This is a genomic window from Flavobacterium sp. CSZ (assembly GCF_015350725.1).
In the GTDB taxonomy this organism is placed as follows: Bacteria; Bacteroidota; Bacteroidia; order Flavobacteriales; family Flavobacteriaceae; genus Flavobacterium.
In genome coordinates, this window is sequence record NZ_JADKPQ010000009.1 from 153,333 (window position 1) to 174,054 (window position 20,722).

Genomic DNA, 20,722 nt, shown 5'->3' on the forward strand with positions numbered 1-20,722 from the left:
AATCAACATGAAACTACATACTATTTTAATTGTTTTTTTGATTGCCTTTAGCGCAAAAGCCCAAAAAGTAGTTCGCTATGATTTACACGTTCGGGACACAATTGTCAATTTTTCCGAAAAAGAAAAACGCGCTATTGCGGTTAACGGACAAATTCCGATGCCAACATTAACTTTTACCGAAGGTGATATTGCCGAAATTTATGTACATAACGATTTAAAAAAAGAAAATACTGCACTGCATTGGCACGGTCTATTTCTGCCAAATAAAGAAGATGGTGTTCCGTATTTAACGCAAATGCCCATTAAACCGGGAACAACGCACAAATATACTTTCCCAATTATCCAAAACGGAACCTATTGGTATCATAGCCATTCGGGATTACAGGAACAAATTGGTTTATACGGACTTTTCATCATTAATAAAAAGAAAGATGATTCGACTTTTAGAAAAGGAATCGACGATTTACCAACCGTTCCCGTTATTTTAAGCGAATGGACCGATCTAAAACCAGAGAACGTGCAGCGAATGCTTCATAATGCGAATGATTGGTTTGCCATAAAAAAAGGCACAACTCAAAGTTATGCCGAGGCAATTAAAAAAGGTCAGTTTTCGACCAAAGTCACCAACGAATGGAAACGTATGAATGCCATGGACGTGAGTGATGTTTATTACGAAAAGTTCCTGATTAACGGAAAAAATGAAGATCAGCTTTCGCAGTTTAAAGCAGGTGATAAAGTTAGATTGCGAATTGCCAACGGAGGCGCTTCGAGTTATTTCTGGCTGACGTATGGCGGCGGAAAAATAACGGTTGTGGCCAGCGATGGAAACGACGTTGAACCTGTAGAAGTCGACCGTTTGATTATTGCCGTTTCTGAAACTTATGATGTGGTGGTTACGATTCCTGAAGATAAAAAATCTTTTGCTTTTTTGGCTACAGCCGAAGACAGAACCGGGTCTGCTTCTTTGTTTTTAGGTGAAGGAACCAAACAGTCTGTTTCTCATCTTCCGAAATTAAAATATTTTGAAGGGATGAAAATGATGAACGACATGATGAAGATGAACGGAGAAATGAATGATATGGGGATGAAAATGTCTCTCAATAAAATGGATATGAATGCCGTAATGTATCCTGAAATTTCTGGTGAAGATGCATCTGTAAAACCTGAAGATCATTCGATGCATAATATGGAAGGTATGAAAATAGATGACATGAAAATCTCGAGCGATACTACAGAAGTTGCCGAGATTACGACTTTGAATTATGGAATGCTAAAATCTCCAACCAAAACAACATTGCCAAAAGATGCTCCGGTAAAAGAATTACGTTTTGAATTGTCCGGAAATATGAACCGTTATGTCTGGAGTTTAGACAATAAAGTGATTTCTGAAACGGATAAAATCTTAATTAAAAAAGGAGAAAACGTTCGTATTGTTTTGTACAACGGATCAATGATGCGCCACCCAATGCATTTACACGGACATGATTTCAGGATTATAAACGAGCATGGCGATTATTCTCCGCTAAAAAATGTAATTGATATTATGCCAATGGAAACCGATATCATCGAATTCCAGGCAAATGCCGATGGGGATTGGTTTTTCCACTGTCATATCTTATATCATATGATGGCGGGAATGGGACGTATTTTTAGTTATGAAAATTCAGCTCCGAATCCGTTAATTCACGATCCGAAAATGGCGTACAAAATGCTAAAAATGGACGATCGTATGTTTCATTTTATGGCAGAAAATGATTTTGCATCAAACGGAAATGATGGTGAAGCGATGTACAGCAACACCCGTTGGAGCATTGGAACCGAATGGAGATTGGGTTATAACAATGAACACGGTTATGAAACCGAAACTCATATTGGTAGATATATTGGTAAAATGCAATGGTTTATGCCTTTTATAGGTTTTGACTGGCGTTATAGAAAAATGGGAATGGACGAACAGGAACAAAATATGTTCGGACAAAAGAATACCAAAGACAATCGTTCGGTTTTCAGTATTGGAGCTGAATACACTCTGCCCATGCTCGTAAAAGCTCAGGTCGAAATGTATACCGATGGAAATGTGAGGATTCAATTTGAACGAAAAGACATTCCGATTTCGAGACGTTTGCGAATGAATTTGATGTGGAATACGGATAAAGAATACATGGCGGGTTTAAAATATATTGCCGGCAGAAACTTTGGGATCACGACACACTACGACAGCGATATGGGAATTGGTTTTGGAGTGAATTTGAATTATTAACAATAATTTTAATATTATATTGACCTCCATTAACTTATCGTTGACAATTTCGAAAACCAAATCGTATTATATTTGAAAAACAATCGTTTATCAAAAAAAGAATAATATCTAACAACTAAATTATATTAAAAATGAAAAAATTATTTACCGTTTTAGCCATCGCTTTATTTACAATTGGATTACAAGCGCAAGACGCAAAACCAGCTCCTAAAAAAGAAAAAGCGAAAAAAGAATCCTGTTCTAAAAAATCAGGTGACGCAAAAGACAAAAAATGTTGCTCTAAAAAATAATTGCAGCATCATTTTACCAAAAAGGCTTCGAATATGTTCGAAGCCTTTTTTTATGTTTTTTTTCGCCACGAATTTCACGAATTGACACTAATTTAAAACACGCTCCTATTTGCACAAATTAATTCGTGCTAATTGGTGAAATTCGTGGCAAAAAAAACTCGTTATCAACTTTGACAAAGTTCTTCGCAAAGAAATCCTTTTAATCTTTTAATCTGTGGCAAAAAAACTAAAAAACTATTTTACGGTTGCCACATTTCCTGTTCTGGTGAGAACTCCCCAGCTTTGACTTTCGCCTTTTATGGCTCTCTTAAGTGCTCTAAAGAGAATTACGTACATCAATTGTCTGTAAACAAATCGTTGTGGAATTAACCATATTAATTTAGTCAGTTTTTCTTTTTCGAAAATAAAAGCAATAACGCTAACTAGCATATCTACTACCATAAAAGCGATATAGTAAACCAATATTTTATGCAGACTATCCGGATCGTTATGATTCCAGATCAAACTTACAATAAGAACTAAATCCGCAAGAGGCGCAAAGATGGGCAACACGATTTGAAAGAGAAGAATGTTGGGCAAAGCAACCATTCCTAAACCTTTATATCTTGGGTTAAAACAGGCGTCTCTGTTTTTCCAAAAAGCCTGCATAATACCATAACTCCAGCGAAAACGCTGTTTCATAAACTCTTTTAAACTTTCGGGAGCTTCTGTTACTGCTACAGCTTCAATGCAATTTATAATACGATAGTCATTTCTTAAAATACGAATAGTTAAATCGCAGTCTTCTGCAAGTGTATCGGTTGTAAAACCACCTGCTTTTTCTATTGCTGTTTTCCTAAATGCACCAATTGCACCGGGAACAACCGTAATTCCGTTTATTAAATCAAAAGCCCTACGGTCAAAATTCTGTGCGGTTGTGTATTCAATGCTCTGCCATTTGGTAAGCATAGTGTTTTCATTTCCGACTTTTACATTTCCGGCAATGGCGCCAATTTCTTCATTGTTTTTTAATTGAATGGTAAAACCTTTCATCAATTGCGAAATGGCATTGGTTCTAAGTTGTGTATCGGCATCGATGCAAACCACATAATCACTTTCCGTTAAAGCAATTCCGTAATTTAATGCCGATGCTTTTCCTCCGTTTGGTTTTGTATTCACTTTTACTTTCGGATTGTTGGCAAAAGCTTCATTGATCATGGCAAAAGTTTTATCCTTAGATCCATCATCTACAAAAACGATATCAAAATCCGGATAATCCTGACCCAGTAAATTTTCGATTGTTTTTACTGCGTTTATTTCTTCATTATAAGCCGGAACAATAATGCTCACTTTTGGAAGTGACTTAATAGAGGTTTTATAAACAGGGGGATATTTATGGTCTTTCCATTTTTTTATTAAAGCCATTATCGCCATTAATGCAATTCTCAAAAATCCAAGGAAGATAGCAACCCAAAATGTGGCTGTAATAAAATGCCCAAACCAATATCCGAAATCAAAAATTAAGTTATCGACTGTAATAAACGGACCTTGGGCTTTTGGCATAATCTCGTCTTTGGTTTTACCAAGCAAATATGCAACCGTAGTAAACTGAATATGTCTATCTTTAAAATATTTAATAATTCGGGGCAGCGCTGTTACGGTTGCCTCTCTGTTTCCGCCCGCATCGTGGAGCAAAATAATTCCTTTATCGGGATTTGTCTCATATTGCGATATAACCCTGCTATAAACAGAATCGGCACTTACGCCTTTTTCCCAATCATTTGGGTCGATACTTTCTCCAACCGTATAATAATTTTGTGCTTTACTTAAAGCAATAGGTTTTAGTTCGGCTTCAGTTGTTGGTTCAGCGTCTGCATTATAAGGCGCTCGAAAAAGCACTGTACTTTTTCCGGTAACGGCTTCTATTAATAATCTTGTGGTTTCCATTTCTTTCGCCGCTCTTTCCGGACTTACCAAAGCAATGTTTGGATGTGTAAAAGTATGGTTGCCTATTTCGTGGCCTTCGTTATAAATTCTTTGCAGCAACGGAATATTATTTTCTCCCTGAATACCAATCACAAAAAAAACAGCGGGTACTTTTTCTCTCTTTAAAATATCTAAAACCTGAGGCGTATAAGTCGGATCTGGCCCATCATCAAAAGTAAGAATGACTTGTTTGTGTACATTACCAAATTTACTAATTACATATTTCGTTGGTAATTCTACATATTTCTGTTCCGTAATAATGTCTTCATCCTTATCGATTTCCAATTCAATTTTTCCTGGCTGGGGATCCGCAATAACATTTAATATTTCGCCGTCACCAATATAAGCGGGACTTTCGATTCGTGTATTGACGCGTTTCATTACCTTAAAATCAAAAGTTTTTTTCCTGATGCTTTCGTTTGTTAAACTTCGCTGATAATAACTCCACAAACGCTGATCTTCGCTTCCTAAACGCCATAAGGCAGTTCCTGCCAAACCATATTCGTCGCTAAACCTAATGGTATTAAAATTAGTTGCGGCATCTTCAAAATTAACCTCATGTTTTTTACCATTGCTGTCTGTATAATTAAAAGAGTTGTTATAACTGGTATTGTCAAATTTAATTACGGCATTATGCTGTTTTGCAATTGCAATTGCCTGATCGTAGGTAATGGTTTCTCCTTCCTGCTTTTCCTGCCAATCGTAACCATAACCGGCAAAACAAAGGATAATTTTATCTGACGGAATTTCTTTTGCCGTTTTATCTACTATTCTTTCTATCCATTTCTGACTGCTTACATCTCCGGGAACACTGCCGGCATAATGCTCGTCATAAGCCATAAGAAACATATAGTCATTGTATTGTGCCAATGCTTTTACATTAAAATCGTCATCTCCTGCCATGATATCCTGCGTAACGAGATAACCCAGCGGATGCAGTTTTTCATACAATGCTTTTTGAAAAGCAATTATGGGTTCGTCGCCTTTTTCTTTAAATTCTTCGAAATCAATATTGATTCCTTGTAAATCATATTTTTTTAATGCTTTTACAATATCATTAATGAGTCGTTCTCTTTTATTGGTATCATGAAGAATACGGTGAACAAGATCGCCGTCAAAATCGCCTTCGCCTAAAGATTCGTTGATATTATTGATTAAAGGAAGGATTTTTACTTTTCCCTTTTTCATTACTTTTAAGGCCGCAGTATCAATTTCTGTGCGTAGTAAATCGGTTTTTGGATCAATAAAAAACCATTCCGGGACTACCATATTGAGTTTATGAATGTTTTTTTGGAGCGAAAGCAAACTCTGCGGATCCCAATCGACATAAAAAGCAGCTCTGATTTCTGAAGCTGTTTTCGAATCAATAGGCTGATTTTTTAGTTTATCAATCTTTGTTTTTGCTCTTAAGAAATAATCAAATCCTTTAAACTTTTTGAGTTCTTTTGCGCTCAAATCTTTTGGTGTAATAGGATTTTCGAGACTATGCCCCACCTGACTGCTATTTGCCAAAAGCGGTAAAGGCGGTTTTAATCCTCTTTTTAGGGTAATGAAGAAAATAGGAATCATTAAAATAAGAAGAAACAAAATAAGTCGGGTCGACCATTGAAAAGTTTTCCAGCGTTTTTGAGTTGTGGTCTGGAATATTTGTTTTTTATCATCCATATACTTTTACTTTTTGAGGCAAATACTTAAAAAGATAAATTGAAAACTTACTGACTTTTTATGGTCTGGTAAATTCTATTTATCTGAAATGATGTAAATAAAGCTTAATTTGAATGTAAAACTATTATTACTAAATGAAGTTCAAATTAATAAACTGCATTTTGATGTAATAGGAATTGTGTAATAAAAATACAAAATAAAATGAGAAAACGCATTGATTCACAAATTGGTATATAAAAAAAAGACCTCAATGTTTTGAGGTCTTTCTATATGTTTTTTTTTCGCCACGAACCGACTGATAGCGAACCGGCGAAGCAATTTCACAAATTTACACTAATTTAAAATCTAAATTGCTGATTAAATTTGCACAAATAATTCGTGGAGATTATTGAAATTTGTGGCAAAAACTTAAAAGTTATTTAATTCTTACACTCCATTCAAAATCCATTTCTGAAACCTGAACTCCTTCTTCATTTGTTCCTATAGATTTCATCCAGAAGGTTTGACCCTCGCCTGTTTCGATGGTTTTTTTGATGGCTTCAGCAATTAAAAGTCCGTCGTTGCAAACGAAAGTTATTCTTCCTGTTGCTTTTTTAGTGAAGTTTCCTTTATTATTGGCGACCAGCATTGAGATTTTTTTTCCGCTTTGCTGAATTTGCGAGATTACTAATGCTCCTGTTGTTAGCTCTGCTGCCATTGCCTGAACTGCAAAATACATGGAGTTAAAAGGATTTTGATTGATCCATCTGTGTTTTACGCTTACCACACATCTATCTTCATCGATTGCCTTTACGCGCACACCACAAAAGTATGCTGATGGTAATTTGAATAACACAAATTTATTGAGTTTAGAAACTGATATTGCCATGGTATTTTATTTTTTTATGTAAAAATACAAAAAAACTATGCACGCACAATAAATCGCAATTACTTTCCTAAAAAACCAACAAAATCAAGTCTTTTGAATGGTTTTCAATGCATTATAAGCAATTTTAAAATTTCATCTTTGTTAAAATTTTGTTAATATTTGGTACTATGCAAAACAAGATACTGTCTTTTAGACATATATTTGCATAAGAAAATACTATATACTTTTAATCATGGAAACAACAACACCACTCATCATGGAAACAACAACAGAAAGAAACGTCGCAACGTTCACACATCTAAGTACTTTAAGTCAATATATCATTCCGTTTGGGAATTACATTTTCCCAATATTGATCTGGACGAGTTACAAAGACAAATCAGAATTTGTAAATTTTAATGGAAAACAAACCTTAAATTTTCAATTGAGTCTTTTGCTTTATACTTTGATTTTAGCTTTAATTGCCATTCCGATTTTTGCATTCGTGCTTTTAAAAAACCTACCAATCAATACGGTTTTTAACGATGAAGATTTAATCGTCAGAAATCTAAACATCGACGGAAATATTGGAATTTTAAGTATTGGAGCAACAGCAGTTTTACTTTTTGGATTGTTAAAATTTGTTGAATTCTTTTTAGTGATTTACGCTTCAATAAAAACTTCAAACGGAGAATTATACAAATATCCGATTACGATTCCTTTTATCAAGTAATAAAAAAGGGCTTCCACTTCGCTCAGCCTGACATAAAAAATTAAAAGTTATAGTCGAAACTTTACAAGCAATCAACACGAATTGTTTCGCAATCAATCTTCAATCATCATCAATCAATCATCATCAATCAAAAAACGAATTGTTCAATCTAAAAAAAACAAAATGAAATTATGAACATTGAAAACACAAAAGCACAGATGCGCAAAGGTGTTCTTGAGTTTTGCATCTTATCGGTTCTAAAAGAAAAAGACGCATACACATCAGAAATATTAGACACTTTAAAAAACGCAAAATTACTAGTTGTTGAGGGAACAGTTTACCCACTTCTAACGAGGCTGAAAAACGACGGTTTACTTAATTATCGCTGGGAAGAATCGACTTCAGGACCACCACGAAAATATTATGGATTAACCGAAATAGGACAAACATTTTTAAACGAACTTAGCGGAACATGGACAGAATTGTCTGACGCCGTAAATCTAATCACCAATCAAAATCAATAAGTCATGAACAAAACAGTAAATATTAACTTAGGCGGTATGGTTTTTCACATCGATGAAGACGCATATTTAAAATTGACACGCTATTTTGACGCTATAAAACGATCATTGAACAACTCATCTGGACAGGATGAAATTATTAAAGACATCGAAATGCGTGTTTCTGAATTATTAATAGAGAAACAAAAAAGCGACAAGCATGTTGTAGGACTGAAAGACGTTGATGAAGTGATTGTAGTGATGGGACAACCGGAAGACTATATCCTGGAGGACGAAGAAAAATCGAACCAATCCTTTAATGACTACGGAGCAAGAAAACATAAAAAATTATACCGCGATAAAGAAAAAGGTATGATTGGTGGTGTAGCAACTGGTTTGGGTCACTATTTTGGAATTGACGCTGTTTGGATCAAAATCATATTCTTGATATTTGTTTTTGCAGGTTTTGGAACAGGGATTTTGGCTTATTTCGTTCTTTGGATTGTAACTCCGGAAGCGGTTACAACATCTGAAAAATTGGAAATGACGGGTGAACCGGTTACGATTTCGAACATAGAGAAAAAGGTTCGTGAGGAAATTGAATCATTGTCTGATAAGTTTAAAAGTGCAGATTATGACAAAATGGGAAACCAGGTAAAGTCGGGAGCTGAGAGAATAAGTCGTTCATTTGGAGACTTTATTATGACGGTTTTTAAAATCTTCGCAAAGTTTTTGGGCGTAATTTTGATCCTGTCAGGAATTAGTGTTTTGATCATGTTATTGATTGGGGTTTTTACCTTAGGCACAAACATCTTTATCGATTTTCCTTGGCAAAACTTTGTTGAAGCAGGAAACTTTACAGATTACCCTATCTGGTCATTTGGTTTATTGATGTTCTTTGCTGTTGGAATTCCGTTTTTCTTTTTGACACTTTTAGGTTTCAAATTGTTATCTCCAAACTTAAAATCTATTGGAAATATTGTAAAATATACTTTGTTAGCCATTTGGATTATTGCAGTTGCAATCGCAATTAGCATAGGAATTAAACAAGCTACTGAAATTTCATACGATAATAAAACAGTAGAGAAAAAAGTGCTTAACATCACGACAAAAGATACTTTGTTTGTAAAATTTAGATACAATGATTATTATGCAAAAGATCTAAATCATCACAGCGAATTTGAATTTGTTCAGGATTCAGCAAACAATCAATTATTATATTCAAATGATGTTCGTTTACATGTTTTGCGAACGGATGAAGCTGCTCCTTATATTCAGATCGAAAAAAGTGCCAGAGGAAATTCATTTATCTCGGCAAAACAAAGAGCAGAGAAAATCAATTACAAATTTCAGATCAACGGGAATCATTTAGTTTTAGATAATTATTTTCTTACTGATGTAAAAAACAAATTTAGAGGTCAGGAAGTTGATGTATATTTGTACTTACCTGAAGGTCAATTATTCAAGCCAGATGCTTCTGTTCAGGACTATGATGATTCTGAAAATGATTTTTTCAACTTACACTTTAGCGGTAACTATAACTATAAAGTAGAAGGTTCTAAAATTAAATGTTTGAATTGTCCATCTGAAGAGAATGACTATAATGATATAAACGAAGAAGAAACTCAGACTGACAATGACACAGTAAATGAGGTTTCGGTTAAAATTAATGGAAAAGAAATTTTAAACGGAAAAAAAACTAACGGCAGATTAACCACTGACAAAAACGGAGTTATAATCAAAATTAACTAAGCCATGATAAAAATAATCATTCATATTACGAAATTTATAGTTGCGACTGTTACAGCACTATTGTTTGCCTCATGTAACTTTAACGTGAATACAATTGAAGGAAGCGGAAATGTGACTACTGAAAAAAGAATTGTTCAGGGAGATTTTACAAAAATAGATGTAAGCAATGCAATTGACTTAGTGGTTATACAATCTGATTCGACTGAAATTGTTGTTGAAGCGGATGATAATCTTCAGAAAGACATTATTATCAAAGTAGAGAACGGAACTTTGATCATTAAATCTAAATTCAATTCTTTTCGAAATATAACAAAGAAAAAAGTAACGGTAAAAATGCCTAAAATTGACAAGTTGGAAGCTTCAAGTGCTTCAACTGTATCAAACCAGGGAATAATTCAGGGTGAAAATCTAGATTTAGAAACTTCGAGTGCAGCCACTATAGATGTGACTGTAGAATCTGATAATATCTCTGCTGATTCAGGAAGCGGAAGTACGATTAGCATAAAAGGAAAAGCATTAATATTCCATACTTCGGCATCAAGCGGCTCTAATGTAAATGCAGGTGAATTATTAGCCAATGATATTCATGCTGAAGCTTCAAGCGGAGCCAGTGTAAATGTTCACCCTATTGTAAAATTGAAAGCTGAAGCAAACAGCGGAGGAAGTGTTAACTATAACAACACTCCTAAAACAATCGAGAAAACTTCGAATTCAGGAGGAAGTATTAGCCAGGGGTAAAAGATATTTATCTGTTAAATATAAAAAAATCATTCATCGAAAGTGGATGATTTTTTTATATTTGTGAAAATCAAATCTAGAATTAATGAAAAAAAATACAGCCTTACTCCTATTATTATTGGTTACGACATTAACTTTTGGTCAAAGAAGAGAAAAAATAAAAGGATCTAAAATCGTAACCACTTCAGTAAAAGAAGTAGGAGAATTTGATGGCATTGAAGCCGATGATAATCTGGAAGTTTATCTTGAAAGAGGAGAAAAAAACGAAATTAAAATTGAAGCCGATGATAATTTACATGATATTATCGGGATGGATTTAAGAGAAAAAGTACTTCGTTTATACACCTCTAAAGAAAGTACTATTTTTAAAAAGCTAATTGTTCGCGTGACTTATACCAGTTCCTTAAAAACTGTAATAGCAAAAAATGATGCTCTAGTTTATGCCATTCAGGAACTTCAGTTAGAAGATATTACGTTTAATACTTTTGATTATGCTAAATTATTTTTGAATGTAAATTCTAAAAAGTTTACATTATTTGCTGATGATAAATCAAAGACCGAATTGAACTTAAAGTCTGAGGATGCAAATTTACAGTTGAGTAAAAACTCCTCGATAAAAACATTGGTATCGGCTATAAAATTCAAATGTGATTTATATCAAAAAGCAGTTGCCAACATTGAAGGAATTGCCGAAAAAGCAACTATTCGTTTAGATAATAATTCCATCTTTACAGGAACCAAATTTACTCTGAAAGATGCCAATATCACTGCAGAAAATTATGCAACAGGAAGTGTTCTAGTAGAAACTACAGCCTCAATAGCGCTTGGAGACAAAGCTGAACTTTCTCTTTTAGGAAATCCTACCATTACGCTGACTCGTTTTTCTGAAGAAGCAAAACTGCTTAAGAAGATAAAATAAAAAGTCACAGTATTCAGTTTCAGTTTTCAGTCTAAAACTTCTTAAATATAAATAAACAAAAAGTCCCAATCTTGAAGATTGGGACTTTTATTTTATAGCTCTATCACATTTCAATAAACTGAAAACTGAGACTGAGACTGAAAACTTATTCCTTAGAAGCCAAATATCTTTCAGCATCTAATGCAGCCATACATCCTGTACCTGCAGCAGTAATTGCCTGACGGTATACATGATCTGCAGCATCACCAGCTACAAACACACCCGGTACATTTGTATTAGAAGTTCCCGGAGTATTGATGATGTAACCTGTTTCATCAAGTGTGATGTAATCTTTAAAAATATCTGTATTTGGTTTGTGACCAATAGCTACGAAAAATCCTGTTGCAGGAATTTCAACAACTTCAGCAGTAGTTTTGTTCAACGCTTTTATACCGTGTACAACATTTCCATCTCCTAATACCTCAACAGTATCGTGGTTTAGTAAAATTTCTATATTTTCGGTTTTGCGAACGCGTTCTTCCATGATTTTAGAAGCTCTGAATTTCTCGCTTCTTACCAACATTGTTACTTTTTTACAAAGTTTAGATAAGTAGTGTGCTTCTTCACAAGCAGAATCTCCAGCTCCTACAATTACAACTTCCTGATTACGGTAAAAGAAACCATCACAAACGGCACAAGCAGAAACTCCGCCACCCATTTGTAAGTAATGTTGTTCTGATGGTAATCCTAAATATTTAGCAGATGCTCCTGTAGAAATAATAACCGTTTCACAGTGCAATTCGATTGAATCGTTAATCCATACTTTATGAATATCTCCTGAAAAATCAACTTTTGTAGCCCAGCCATCACGGATATCAGCTCCAAAACGTTTTGCTTGCTCTTGTAATTGAACCATCATTTCTGGTCCTGTAACACCGTCAACATAACCCGGAAAATTTTCTACTTCGTTAGTAGTAGTCAACTGACCACCAGGTTGCATTCCCTGATATAAAACTGGATTCATATTTGCTCTGGCGGCATAAATAGCAGCAGTATAACCTGCAGGACCAGAACCTATGATTAGGCATTTAATTTTTTCGATTGTATCTGACATAATATGATTCTATTAATAATTGATGGTGCAAAAGTAAGTTTTTATTGTTGGAATAAAGAACTCAATTAATCAGTTTTTGCTATTCTCAAATAGAGAATAATGAATACGGCAGAAATAAAAAAACCTTCGTGACGCATCAATCCTAAATATTGTAGAGAAACATTAAAAATTTTATGTTCCTAATTGTTTTTTACCGCAGAGATCACAAAGGTTTTCGCAGAGTTCGCTATGCTTTGAGTTGTGTTTACACAATCTAAGTCCGCAAAGATTTGTGAACTTTGTGTTTTACTAAATTTAAATAACTTTGCGTTCTCCGTGTTAGTTTTTTTTCTCTTGACAGGTTTTGAGATTAATTCATATTTTACTCAATACTATAGTTTTTTAATTACCAGTCAATCATAAACTATTTTGACAATAGAGATACAAATGCTTTAGCAGAATCTTTCAATGCCAAAATAACAGCATTCAGATCAAAATTCAGAGGCGTGAGAAATGTAGATCTCTTCTTATTCAGATTGTCTAATTTTTTCGCCTAATCCCCAACTTTTGGACCTGATCCGTTTTCGTGTTGATCCATAAGATAGAATTTTAGTTTTATGCAAAAAAAAAGTCTCTTCAAAAAATGAAAAGACTTTTGTCGGGGTGGCAGGATTCGAACCTGCGGCCTCCTGCTCCCAAAGCAGGCGCGATAACCGGGCTACGCTACACCCCGTAAGCGGGTGCAAATATATAACTATTTTTTGCTTATCCAAAACAATTTTAGAAATAAGAACAAAAATATTTCACAACAAATTATAATTAGAAACAAATGAGTCAATTACTAATTTATACAAACAACATAAATATGTCTTTTAATATCATAAGTATGGCCTTTACAATAAACCTAATTGTCTAGATTAAGCTTTTTTTGCAAAAAAAATCAAGAAAATGAAAAGAATACTATTATATATTATTTTCACTATCTCAGTGACAGCCGTTGCACAAGAGAGCCCAATATCCAAAGATGAAACATCAAGATTGAAAATTTAAAATTGCATACAGAAAAGGCACATGCTTCTTATTATCATGATAAATTTAACGGAAGAAAAACAGCAAGCGGTAAAAAATTCGACAACAATAAACTGACTGCCGCGCATAAAAAGCTTCCTTTTGGTACAAAACTAAAAATCACAAACGTATTAAATAAAAAATCTGTTATAATAGAAGTTACCGATAGAGGTCCTTTTGTTAAAGGCAGAGAAATTGACCTTTCTAAAAAAGCTTTTATGGATATTGCCTCAAACAAAAATAGTGGAGCGATTAATGTAAAAATTGAGATTTTACAAAACTAGGATCCTAATTTTAACAGCTGTCCTAAATATTTTTTAAAATTAAAGTCATAACAGTTATCACCTGATTGAGAATCATAGCCCGTGGTTTAAACCATGGGAAACGTATAATAATACATTGTGATAAATGTATTAGAACCCAACGGTTGAAACCATTGACTATGCTCAAATGCGATAAATGCCTCTTTAAGGTTTTGCCATCCTGATTGAAAACTGGGATGTTACCAGATTGGAATAAAAAAACTCTGAAGATCAATTGACCTTCAGTGTTTTGTTTGAAAGGTTTCTAATGAGTCTTTCTTTTTACTTCTCCATAGTAATATACGCAGGATACGATTCACGATTAGGCAAATCAAATTCTTCATCATAAGGTTTTGTACCTTCGGCATTGTTATAAAATGCCACACGTTTCACACCAGTTGCTGTACTGCCGCCGATACCATTGATAACATTTTGAATATTACCCGGACCTGCAAAACGAGTAATACACATTTTTTCGAGTTTCACATTTGGGCTATTAGGAGCTTCAAAACCATTTTTCTTATTCACTTTACCATCAGTTCCTGTAAAAACGGCATAAGATCCCATTCCTATACTTTGATGTTCTTTTACAGTATTAGCAACTTTGAATGCTGCATAACCATCAACTCGTCCTCCCTGACTACTCCAACTCGCCTGATTTGGCGCATCGTATGGTGGTTCATTCTGAAAGAAATAAGTTCTGCCGCGTTCTCCTAACCAAAGCACTTCATATTCTTGATAATGTTCTGTAAACAAAGCATAAAGTGTAACATCATCACCGGAAACAATAAGTCCGTTTTTGCATCTATCTCTTAACCAACGTAAATCTCCACCACGCTGCGAACCATGGTCGGCGCGCCACAGCCAAAAATGATCACCCACCACATTGTTACTATTTATTTGCATAGAAGCATGTATCTGAATATTTTTTGACTGAACTCCACCTACTCTACAAGTAATATCTGTAACCAAAATAGGATTTCCCGAATGATCTGCATTTGCTCCTTCGTCACCAATTCTAACCTGATACGTTGTACTATTGAATGAATCCACAAGAAGTCCTGCAATGATAATACCGTCCTTGTCATCAGCATAGATACATCCCCAGGTATTTTTCTCAGTAGGCTCCAGCGTTACCGATGCTATACCGGCACCCAGAAGTATGGCATCTTTTCTATTTACCTGAATAGGTGCATTCAATGTGTAATGTCCTGGTGTAAAAAATATATTTTTGCCATTTTTTAGCGCATTATTGATTTCTACATCAGTGTCTCCTTCTTTGGCAACGTACCAGTTGTTAAGTAAATCCTGAATTTTTCCTTTACCCATATCTGTTGACGACCATGAAACTCCTACTCTGTCCTTTTGCCATGCCGGAACAAATACTTTGTACTCGCCATCGTTATCTATAAAAAGAAAAGGTTTTTCTCTGATAATAGGTGTAGTAGGAACCGGTGAATTGGCATCATCTGCTTGTGGGGGATTGACGCAACCTTGCCAAACCATATTATATGAACCTCCCATTGCTCCGGAACCTGACGGAAAAACAGCATTTCTGGTATACCATTGTTGTTGTCCTCCCCAGTTTGGCCTGGATGATGTATAATGAGTATCAGCAATAAAACCGCCGCTACCCCAAAAACTGGTATCTCCAATATCCGAAATATATTTTGAAGTACTTTCAATCAGCATTCTTCTTGCACTGGTTGATTGAGAAACTGTCCAGGCAAAATCCCGCATCACTGCTACATTTTCTACAGAACGCCAAAATGTACAGGTAGCATTTGCTCCTCCTGAAAGGTGAGGTCTGGTAAATACAGCACCCAATTTAACAGCCGATGGCACTTTACCCAAACCCCCTATGTGAGAATAAAATCCTAATTCTATTGAATTCGCTGTTGCAGATGATGCAGATCCCGACCCGCCCGAATCGTAAGTCTGATCTTTAATATTTGCTTTAAAATAATAAGCCTGACGCTTTGTAGTCCACTCACCATTTGATCCGCCAAGACCAATAGCACTAAACTGCGAATTAATATGGTTTCGCGCAGTTTCTGCTTTTTCATATTTTCGATCATAGAAATACATATTATTGCCAAAGATTTGGTTCTCCAACGAAACTATTATGGTTATAGCATTACGGGTAATTTTATAATAGTTCTCGTATTTATCAGTATTTGGTTTATTATCTGTAAATGTCAATTTGGTAGTCGAACCAACAGAAACAAAATCTGATGCCAGGTGACTTCCTCCTCTTGTAATTACGTAATTTCCTGAAGCGCCAAATGCCGGCCATGATAAGGTTATACTATGTTTCTTTTTGTTGTAAACAATCTTGCCTTCTGTCTTATTCTCCTGATTTTTTTCATCAGATAAATTTAGCGTTACAAAACTGCATAGCATCAGCATGACTGTAAATGCAGTAAATACTGAGATTAACTTTTTAATCATAAATAATCTTTTTGGTTTAATAGTAATAATAGTTTTTAAGGATTCGAAAAATAGTCATAATCTTTAACCTACAGGTCCGTATTTGGTCCCGATTTTCTCATCAAAAACTATACAAAGGCTCAATTTTCCTTTAATACCAACGCTAAAAGTTAAAGACTGAATACCTAACAGAGTTGTAATTACAAATAGAGCGTTTTGGATCAGGTGAATTCTATAGAAAAACAAATATTTCATTTAACACGAAAAGAACTAAAAAAATCACCTTCGTATCAAAATGTTATTATATTTACCAATCATAACATTATACTTAGTTCTTTATGGAAAGTTTTCTTATAGTTGCGTTATTTTGTTTTTTAATCTACATCCTTAATACAATCAAAGGCCGTTTCGACCGTCTTGAAAACGACATTAATAGACTTAGCAAGAAGATTGATGTTTTAAAAACAGTTGAAAAACCTTCTGAAATTACTCCTGTCGCACCAATTGCTGTTGCAAAGAAAGAAGAATTCAAAATTGATCCTAAACAGTCGAACAAGGCTATTTTTGAACCTACTCCACCAGAAGTTGTCAAAGAAAAGATCTCAGACGAGCAATTAGAAAAAATAGCTTTATCTTCTAATATTGATAATACATCTAAACCTATTGAATCGAGACCTCTGGAACCAAAACCAGTTCAAAAACCAATTATTCCTGTTGAACCGAAAAAATCTTTTTGGGAAAATTTCAAAGAGCAAAATCCGGATTTAGAAAAATTCATTGGTGAAAACCTTATCAATAAAATTGGAGTTTTGATTCTTGTATTAGGAATTAGCTATTTTGTAAAATATGCCATAGACAAAGACTGGATCAACGAACCTGCCCGTGTTGGAATTGGTGTTTTATGTGGCGCCCTAGTGATGGGAATTGCTCATAAACTACGTAAAAATTATGCCGCCTTTAGCTCTGTAATTGTTGCTGGGGCAATTGCGATATTCTATTTTACAATAGGAATTGCTTTTCATGATTATCATTTATTCAATCAAACGGTTGCCTTTAGTATCATGGTAATTATTACGGCATTTAGCGCTTTAATATCATTATCCTATGACCGAATTGAGTTAGCAGTACTTTCGCTAATTGGCGGATTTGCGGTTCCGTTTATGGTCAGCACCGGCGAGGGGAATTACGTGGTACTTTTTACCTATATCATCATTTTAAATATCGGGATTTTAGGCATAGCTTATTACAAAAAATGGAATCTGGTTAATGTACTTGCCTATATATTTACCGTCTTATTATATGCCGCATGGTTAACCAGAGATTTAAGTTCTGACAAACCTCACTATTTAGGAGCCTTAGTATTTGGATTTATTTTCTATTTCATTTTTATATTAATGAACCTTGTAAACAACATCCGATCTAAAGGGGAATTTTCTAAAACCCAACTCACAATTCTGGCTAGCAATACCTTTTTGTTTTATGGTGCCGGAATGGCGATTTTGACTAATTATCATCCGGAATTAAAAGGTTTATTTACTACGATTCTTGCCTTGCTGAATTTAATTTATGCCTGGTTTTTATACAAAAAATTCGATCTCGACCAGAAAGCTGCTTATTTACTTATTGGCTTAACGCTGACTTTTATAACATTAGCAATTCCTATTCAGTTCGAAGGCAATTATATCACCTTATTTTGGGCAGCAGAAGCCGTTTTGTTATTGTGGTTATCTCAAAAATCCAAGGTTACAAGCTATCGATTTGGCTCTATAATAGTTCACATTCTAATGATTTTCAGCCTTATCATGGACTGGAACAAATACTACAATGGCACTTTAGCTTTAAATATTATTATAAATCCTATATTTATAACGGGCATTTTTGCTGCAGGTTCTTTGTTTGCGATTTGGTATTTATTAAAAAATGAAACCGAAAATTCAACTATTTTCGACATCAGTTTTAATCCTGAAAAATATAAAAGAATCGTTTTAGAAGTTGGCTTTGTGATTACCTATTTCACAGGTTTGCTCGAAGTTATTTATCAGTCCAATCATTATATCGAGAGCATTTACAGTTCTATAGCATTACCTGTTTTGTATCATTTGCTATTCTCTGCTTTGTTCTCATCTTATCTCATAAACAGAAAACCAGGGGCAGGATATCAGGGCGCTTTATTACTTGTGATTTCTAATATTGTATTGTTTGCTTTATGGTTTTCAAATTATCCTTTTTTTGAACATAAAGACATTATTAGCTCAGGAAACGGAAAAGCAATTGCTTTTTACCTTCATTACATTTCATTGATTATCACGATTTATTTTGGTTATCAATTGTTTCAAATCTATAAAAAAGTTGATTTTACTTTTCTTAAAAGCCGATACTTTATGTGGGTTGCTGCTTTTTTTGTCATTTACATTGCCAGTTCAGAAGTTATGCTTCATGGCCTTATATTTATGAATTCTCCGGTAACCGTTCAAGACATACAGACAAGTCCTATGTACGCGAGTTATAAATCGAATTTGCCTTATTTACGTGATTTTATTGCCGAAGATTATATTGGATTAGCCAGAACTAAAATCATCAAAACAGGATTTCCGATTCTTTGGGGAGTTTTAGCTTTTGTGTTTTTGATAATAGGAATAAAAAAACAACTTAAATCTTTACGTATAATCGCTTTATCCTTATTGGGCCTAACGATTTTAAAACTATTTTTATACGACATAAGCAATATTTCCGAAACCGGAAAAATCATATCGTTCATCCTTTTAGGAATTTTAATTTTGATTATCTCTTTTGTATATCAAAAAATCAAAGTATTAGTTATTGACGAAAACAAGCCTGAAGAAACCAATGAAACTAAATAAATTTATCTTATTGCTATTGGTCGCAAACCTCTCGTTTGGGCAATATCAAACTACTGCGAAACTAAAAAAAGTTAGTCAGAGTGGTTTTAATGAAATCATTTTATCACCAGAGGTTCGTTCTTTTTCGAAACAGGATTTGAGCGACATTAGGTTATTTGATGCTAAAGGAAATGAAGTTCCGTATTTTATTCAAACCCCTAAAAATGTTTCATCAAATGCTTTTGAAGAATATACTATTGTTTCAAAAACAACTATTCCTAAAAAGAGTACTTCGATTATTATTGCAATTCCTTCAAACAAACACAATAATAAACTTTCGCTCTTTATCGCTAATTCTGATGTAGAAAAAAAATATTCTGTTTCAGGAAGTGACAACCAGAAAGAATGGTTTGGAATCTCTGACTCGCAAACACTTTATGATTTAAACAGTACATCAGAAACAAGTGTTGTTAAAACGATATCTTATCCTTTAAGTACTTATCATTATTTAAAGATAGATTTTGATGACCGAAAAACACTTCCCATCAATGTTCTGAAAGTTGGAAATTTTACCTCGCAATCACAAAAAAGCGCTTTACAAGAAATCTTTCCAAAGAAATCCGTAACAACAGAAATTCCTTCAGAAAAAGAAACTCAAATTCATATTCTATTTGATGCGCCACAGGTTATTAATGAGATTTCATTTGAAATTTCAAAACCTACTTATTACAAGCGAACTGCTATTCTTTATAAGAAAACAAAACGCCAGACAAAAAGGAAATCCCAAATATTCGACGAAGAAATTACTTCTTTTGAATTGAATTCAACTGCTACAAATACCTTTATATTTCCTCAAATATTCGAAAAAGAGTTCTTTATTAAAATCAAAAATCACGATAATCAGCCCTTATCGATTTCAAAAATAAAATACTATCAAAAACCCATTTCTATTATTGCAGATTTAAATTCTAATGAAACTTATATCCTAAAAACAGGAAACAAAAACCTGGCAGAACCGGAATATGATCTTTCAAATTTTAAAAACAATATTGCCGGCAATTTACCGCAAACAACCCTCTACGATATTCAGCAAAAAAATGCGGTAAAAAATCCAATAGCAAATCAGTCTTTTTGGCAAAAATCCTGGTTTATGTGGCTTTGTATTGTTTTAGGCGGTATTACAATTTTATTTTTTACAGCCAGTTTAGTAAAAGATTTAAAAACAAAAAATTAAAATAAAAACCAGATTTAAGGTTTAAATACTTTTTTAAGATTTAAACCACAAATTGTTCTTTTATACTAAAAACAAGAATAAAATAGAACGAATTTTCGGTACTATTTTTTTATTCTATAAGAAATTAA

General features: G+C 34.0%; 14 protein-coding genes, 1 tRNA gene and 1 pseudogene. 11 read left to right on the forward strand and 5 right to left on the reverse strand.

Annotated elements, in window-relative coordinates:
- Positions 1 to 7: 7 nt before the first annotated feature.
- Entirely contained in the window at positions 8 to 2,260 is a 2,253-nt protein-coding gene (locus IRZ78_RS12470; RefSeq protein WP_194616854.1) for a multicopper oxidase domain-containing protein, read from the forward strand.
- A 131-nt stretch (positions 2,261 to 2,391) separates the two neighbouring features.
- Positions 2,392 to 2,550, forward strand: coding sequence for a hypothetical protein (locus IRZ78_RS12475; RefSeq protein WP_194616855.1), 159 nt, complete (start codon positions 2,392 to 2,394; stop codon positions 2,548 to 2,550).
- A gap of 234 nt (positions 2,551 to 2,784) precedes the next feature.
- Here IRZ78_RS12475 and IRZ78_RS12480 read toward each other — a convergent pair whose 3' ends face one another.
- Both IRZ78_RS12480 and IRZ78_RS12485 read right to left on the reverse strand, forming a co-directional pair.
- Positions 2,785 to 6,180 (reverse strand): polysaccharide deacetylase family protein, encoded by a 3,396-nt coding sequence (locus IRZ78_RS12480; RefSeq protein WP_194616856.1) that lies wholly within the window; start codon positions 6,178 to 6,180, stop codon positions 2,785 to 2,787.
- Positions 6,181 to 6,595: 415 nt separating this feature from the next.
- Positions 6,596 to 7,048 carry a DUF4442 domain-containing protein gene (locus IRZ78_RS12485; protein ID WP_194616857.1) on the reverse strand — a complete coding sequence of 151 codons (453 nt, stop codon included), beginning with the start codon at positions 7,046 to 7,048 and terminating at the stop codon, positions 6,596 to 6,598.
- 232 nt (positions 7,049 to 7,280) lie between these two features.
- Here IRZ78_RS12485 and IRZ78_RS12490 point away from each other — a divergent pair, with 232 nt between their 5' ends.
- The 5 genes from IRZ78_RS12490 to IRZ78_RS12510 all read left to right on the forward strand — a co-directional run bounded on the left by IRZ78_RS12490 (position 7,281) and on the right by IRZ78_RS12510 (position 11,648).
- Complete coding sequence (locus tag IRZ78_RS12490) at positions 7,281 to 7,760, forward strand: DUF4870 domain-containing protein (RefSeq protein WP_228520460.1); 480 nt, start codon at positions 7,281 to 7,283, stop codon at positions 7,758 to 7,760.
- Between the two features lie 170 nt (positions 7,761 to 7,930).
- A complete protein-coding gene (locus tag IRZ78_RS12495) occupies positions 7,931 to 8,263 on the forward strand; it encodes a PadR family transcriptional regulator (RefSeq protein WP_008464689.1) in 333 nt (110 codons plus the stop codon).
- A gap of 3 nt (positions 8,264 to 8,266) precedes the next feature.
- A complete protein-coding gene (locus IRZ78_RS12500) occupies positions 8,267 to 9,991 on the forward strand; it encodes a PspC domain-containing protein (protein WP_194616858.1) in 1,725 nt (574 codons plus the stop codon).
- A 3-nt stretch (positions 9,992 to 9,994) separates the two neighbouring features.
- The gene (locus IRZ78_RS12505) at positions 9,995 to 10,729 is read left to right on the forward strand and encodes a head GIN domain-containing protein (RefSeq protein ID WP_194616859.1); all 735 of its coding nucleotides are present in this window, start codon (positions 9,995 to 9,997) and stop codon (positions 10,727 to 10,729) included.
- A gap of 85 nt (positions 10,730 to 10,814) precedes the next feature.
- Positions 10,815 to 11,648 carry a DUF2807 domain-containing protein gene (locus tag IRZ78_RS12510; RefSeq protein ID WP_194616860.1) on the forward strand — a complete coding sequence of 278 codons (834 nt, stop codon included), beginning with the start codon at positions 10,815 to 10,817 and terminating at the stop codon, positions 11,646 to 11,648.
- Positions 11,649 to 11,793: 145 nt separating this feature from the next.
- Here the strand turns inward: IRZ78_RS12510 and trxB are convergent, their stop codons facing one another.
- Positions 11,794 to 12,741: a thioredoxin-disulfide reductase gene (gene trxB / locus IRZ78_RS12515; protein WP_194616861.1), complete on the reverse strand. Its 948-nt coding sequence runs from the start codon at positions 12,739 to 12,741 to the stop codon at positions 11,794 to 11,796.
- Positions 12,742 to 13,139: 398 nt separating this feature from the next.
- On the opposite strand from trxB, the gene IRZ78_RS12520 reads away from it, so the two are divergent.
- Entirely contained in the window at positions 13,140 to 13,277 is a 138-nt protein-coding gene (locus tag IRZ78_RS12520; RefSeq protein ID WP_347349828.1) for a transposase, read from the forward strand.
- Between the two features lie 101 nt (positions 13,278 to 13,378).
- On the opposite strand, the gene IRZ78_RS12525 is transcribed toward IRZ78_RS12520, so the two are convergent.
- Positions 13,379 to 13,453 (reverse strand) — tRNA-Pro (locus IRZ78_RS12525).
- Positions 13,454 to 13,793: 340 nt separating this feature from the next.
- On the opposite strand from IRZ78_RS12525, the pseudogene IRZ78_RS12530 reads away from it, so the two are divergent.
- Positions 13,794 to 14,072, forward strand: a pseudogene (locus tag IRZ78_RS12530) (septal ring lytic transglycosylase RlpA family protein); the annotation flags it as partial.
- A gap of 300 nt (positions 14,073 to 14,372) precedes the next feature.
- Here IRZ78_RS12530 and IRZ78_RS12535 read toward each other — a convergent pair.
- Positions 14,373 to 16,541 (reverse strand): hypothetical protein, encoded by a 2,169-nt coding sequence (locus IRZ78_RS12535; RefSeq protein WP_194616862.1) that lies wholly within the window; start codon positions 16,539 to 16,541, stop codon positions 14,373 to 14,375.
- A 317-nt stretch (positions 16,542 to 16,858) separates the two neighbouring features.
- Here IRZ78_RS12535 and IRZ78_RS12540 point away from each other — a divergent pair, with 317 nt between their 5' ends.
- Both IRZ78_RS12540 and IRZ78_RS12545 read left to right on the forward strand, forming a co-directional pair.
- On the forward strand, positions 16,859 to 19,381 hold the full coding sequence (locus IRZ78_RS12540) for a DUF2339 domain-containing protein (RefSeq protein ID WP_194616863.1): 2,523 nt from the start codon (positions 16,859 to 16,861) through the stop codon (positions 19,379 to 19,381).
- A complete protein-coding gene (locus tag IRZ78_RS12545; RefSeq protein ID WP_194616864.1) occupies positions 19,368 to 20,594 on the forward strand; it encodes a hypothetical protein in 1,227 nt (408 codons plus the stop codon). The genes IRZ78_RS12540 and IRZ78_RS12545 overlap by 14 nt, the downstream gene beginning before the upstream one ends.
- The last annotated feature ends 128 nt before the right edge of the window (positions 20,595 to 20,722 follow it).

Coding starts and splice junctions, on each gene's coding strand:
- IRZ78_RS12470 (WP_194616854.1), top strand. CDS start 8: ATGAAACTACATACTATTTTAATTGTTTTTTTGATTGCCTTTAGCGCA.
- IRZ78_RS12475 (WP_194616855.1), top strand. CDS start 2,392: ATGAAAAAATTATTTACCGTTTTAGCCATCGCTTTATTTACAATTGGA.
- IRZ78_RS12480 (WP_194616856.1), bottom strand. CDS start 6,180: ATGGATGATAAAAAACAAATATTCCAGACCACAACTCAAAAACGCTGG.
- IRZ78_RS12485 (WP_194616857.1), bottom strand. CDS start 7,048: ATGGCAATATCAGTTTCTAAACTCAATAAATTTGTGTTATTCAAATTA.
- IRZ78_RS12490 (WP_228520460.1), top strand. CDS start 7,281: ATGGAAACAACAACACCACTCATCATGGAAACAACAACAGAAAGAAAC.
- IRZ78_RS12495 (WP_008464689.1), top strand. CDS start 7,931: ATGAACATTGAAAACACAAAAGCACAGATGCGCAAAGGTGTTCTTGAG.
- IRZ78_RS12500 (WP_194616858.1), top strand. CDS start 8,267: ATGAACAAAACAGTAAATATTAACTTAGGCGGTATGGTTTTTCACATC.
- IRZ78_RS12505 (WP_194616859.1), top strand. CDS start 9,995: ATGATAAAAATAATCATTCATATTACGAAATTTATAGTTGCGACTGTT.
- IRZ78_RS12510 (WP_194616860.1), top strand. CDS start 10,815: ATGAAAAAAAATACAGCCTTACTCCTATTATTATTGGTTACGACATTA.
- trxB (WP_194616861.1), bottom strand. CDS start 12,741: ATGTCAGATACAATCGAAAAAATTAAATGCCTAATCATAGGTTCTGGT.
- IRZ78_RS12535 (WP_194616862.1), bottom strand. CDS start 16,541: ATGATTAAAAAGTTAATCTCAGTATTTACTGCATTTACAGTCATGCTG.
- IRZ78_RS12540 (WP_194616863.1), top strand. CDS start 16,859: ATGGAAAGTTTTCTTATAGTTGCGTTATTTTGTTTTTTAATCTACATC.
- IRZ78_RS12545 (WP_194616864.1), top strand. CDS start 19,368: ATGAAACTAAATAAATTTATCTTATTGCTATTGGTCGCAAACCTCTCG.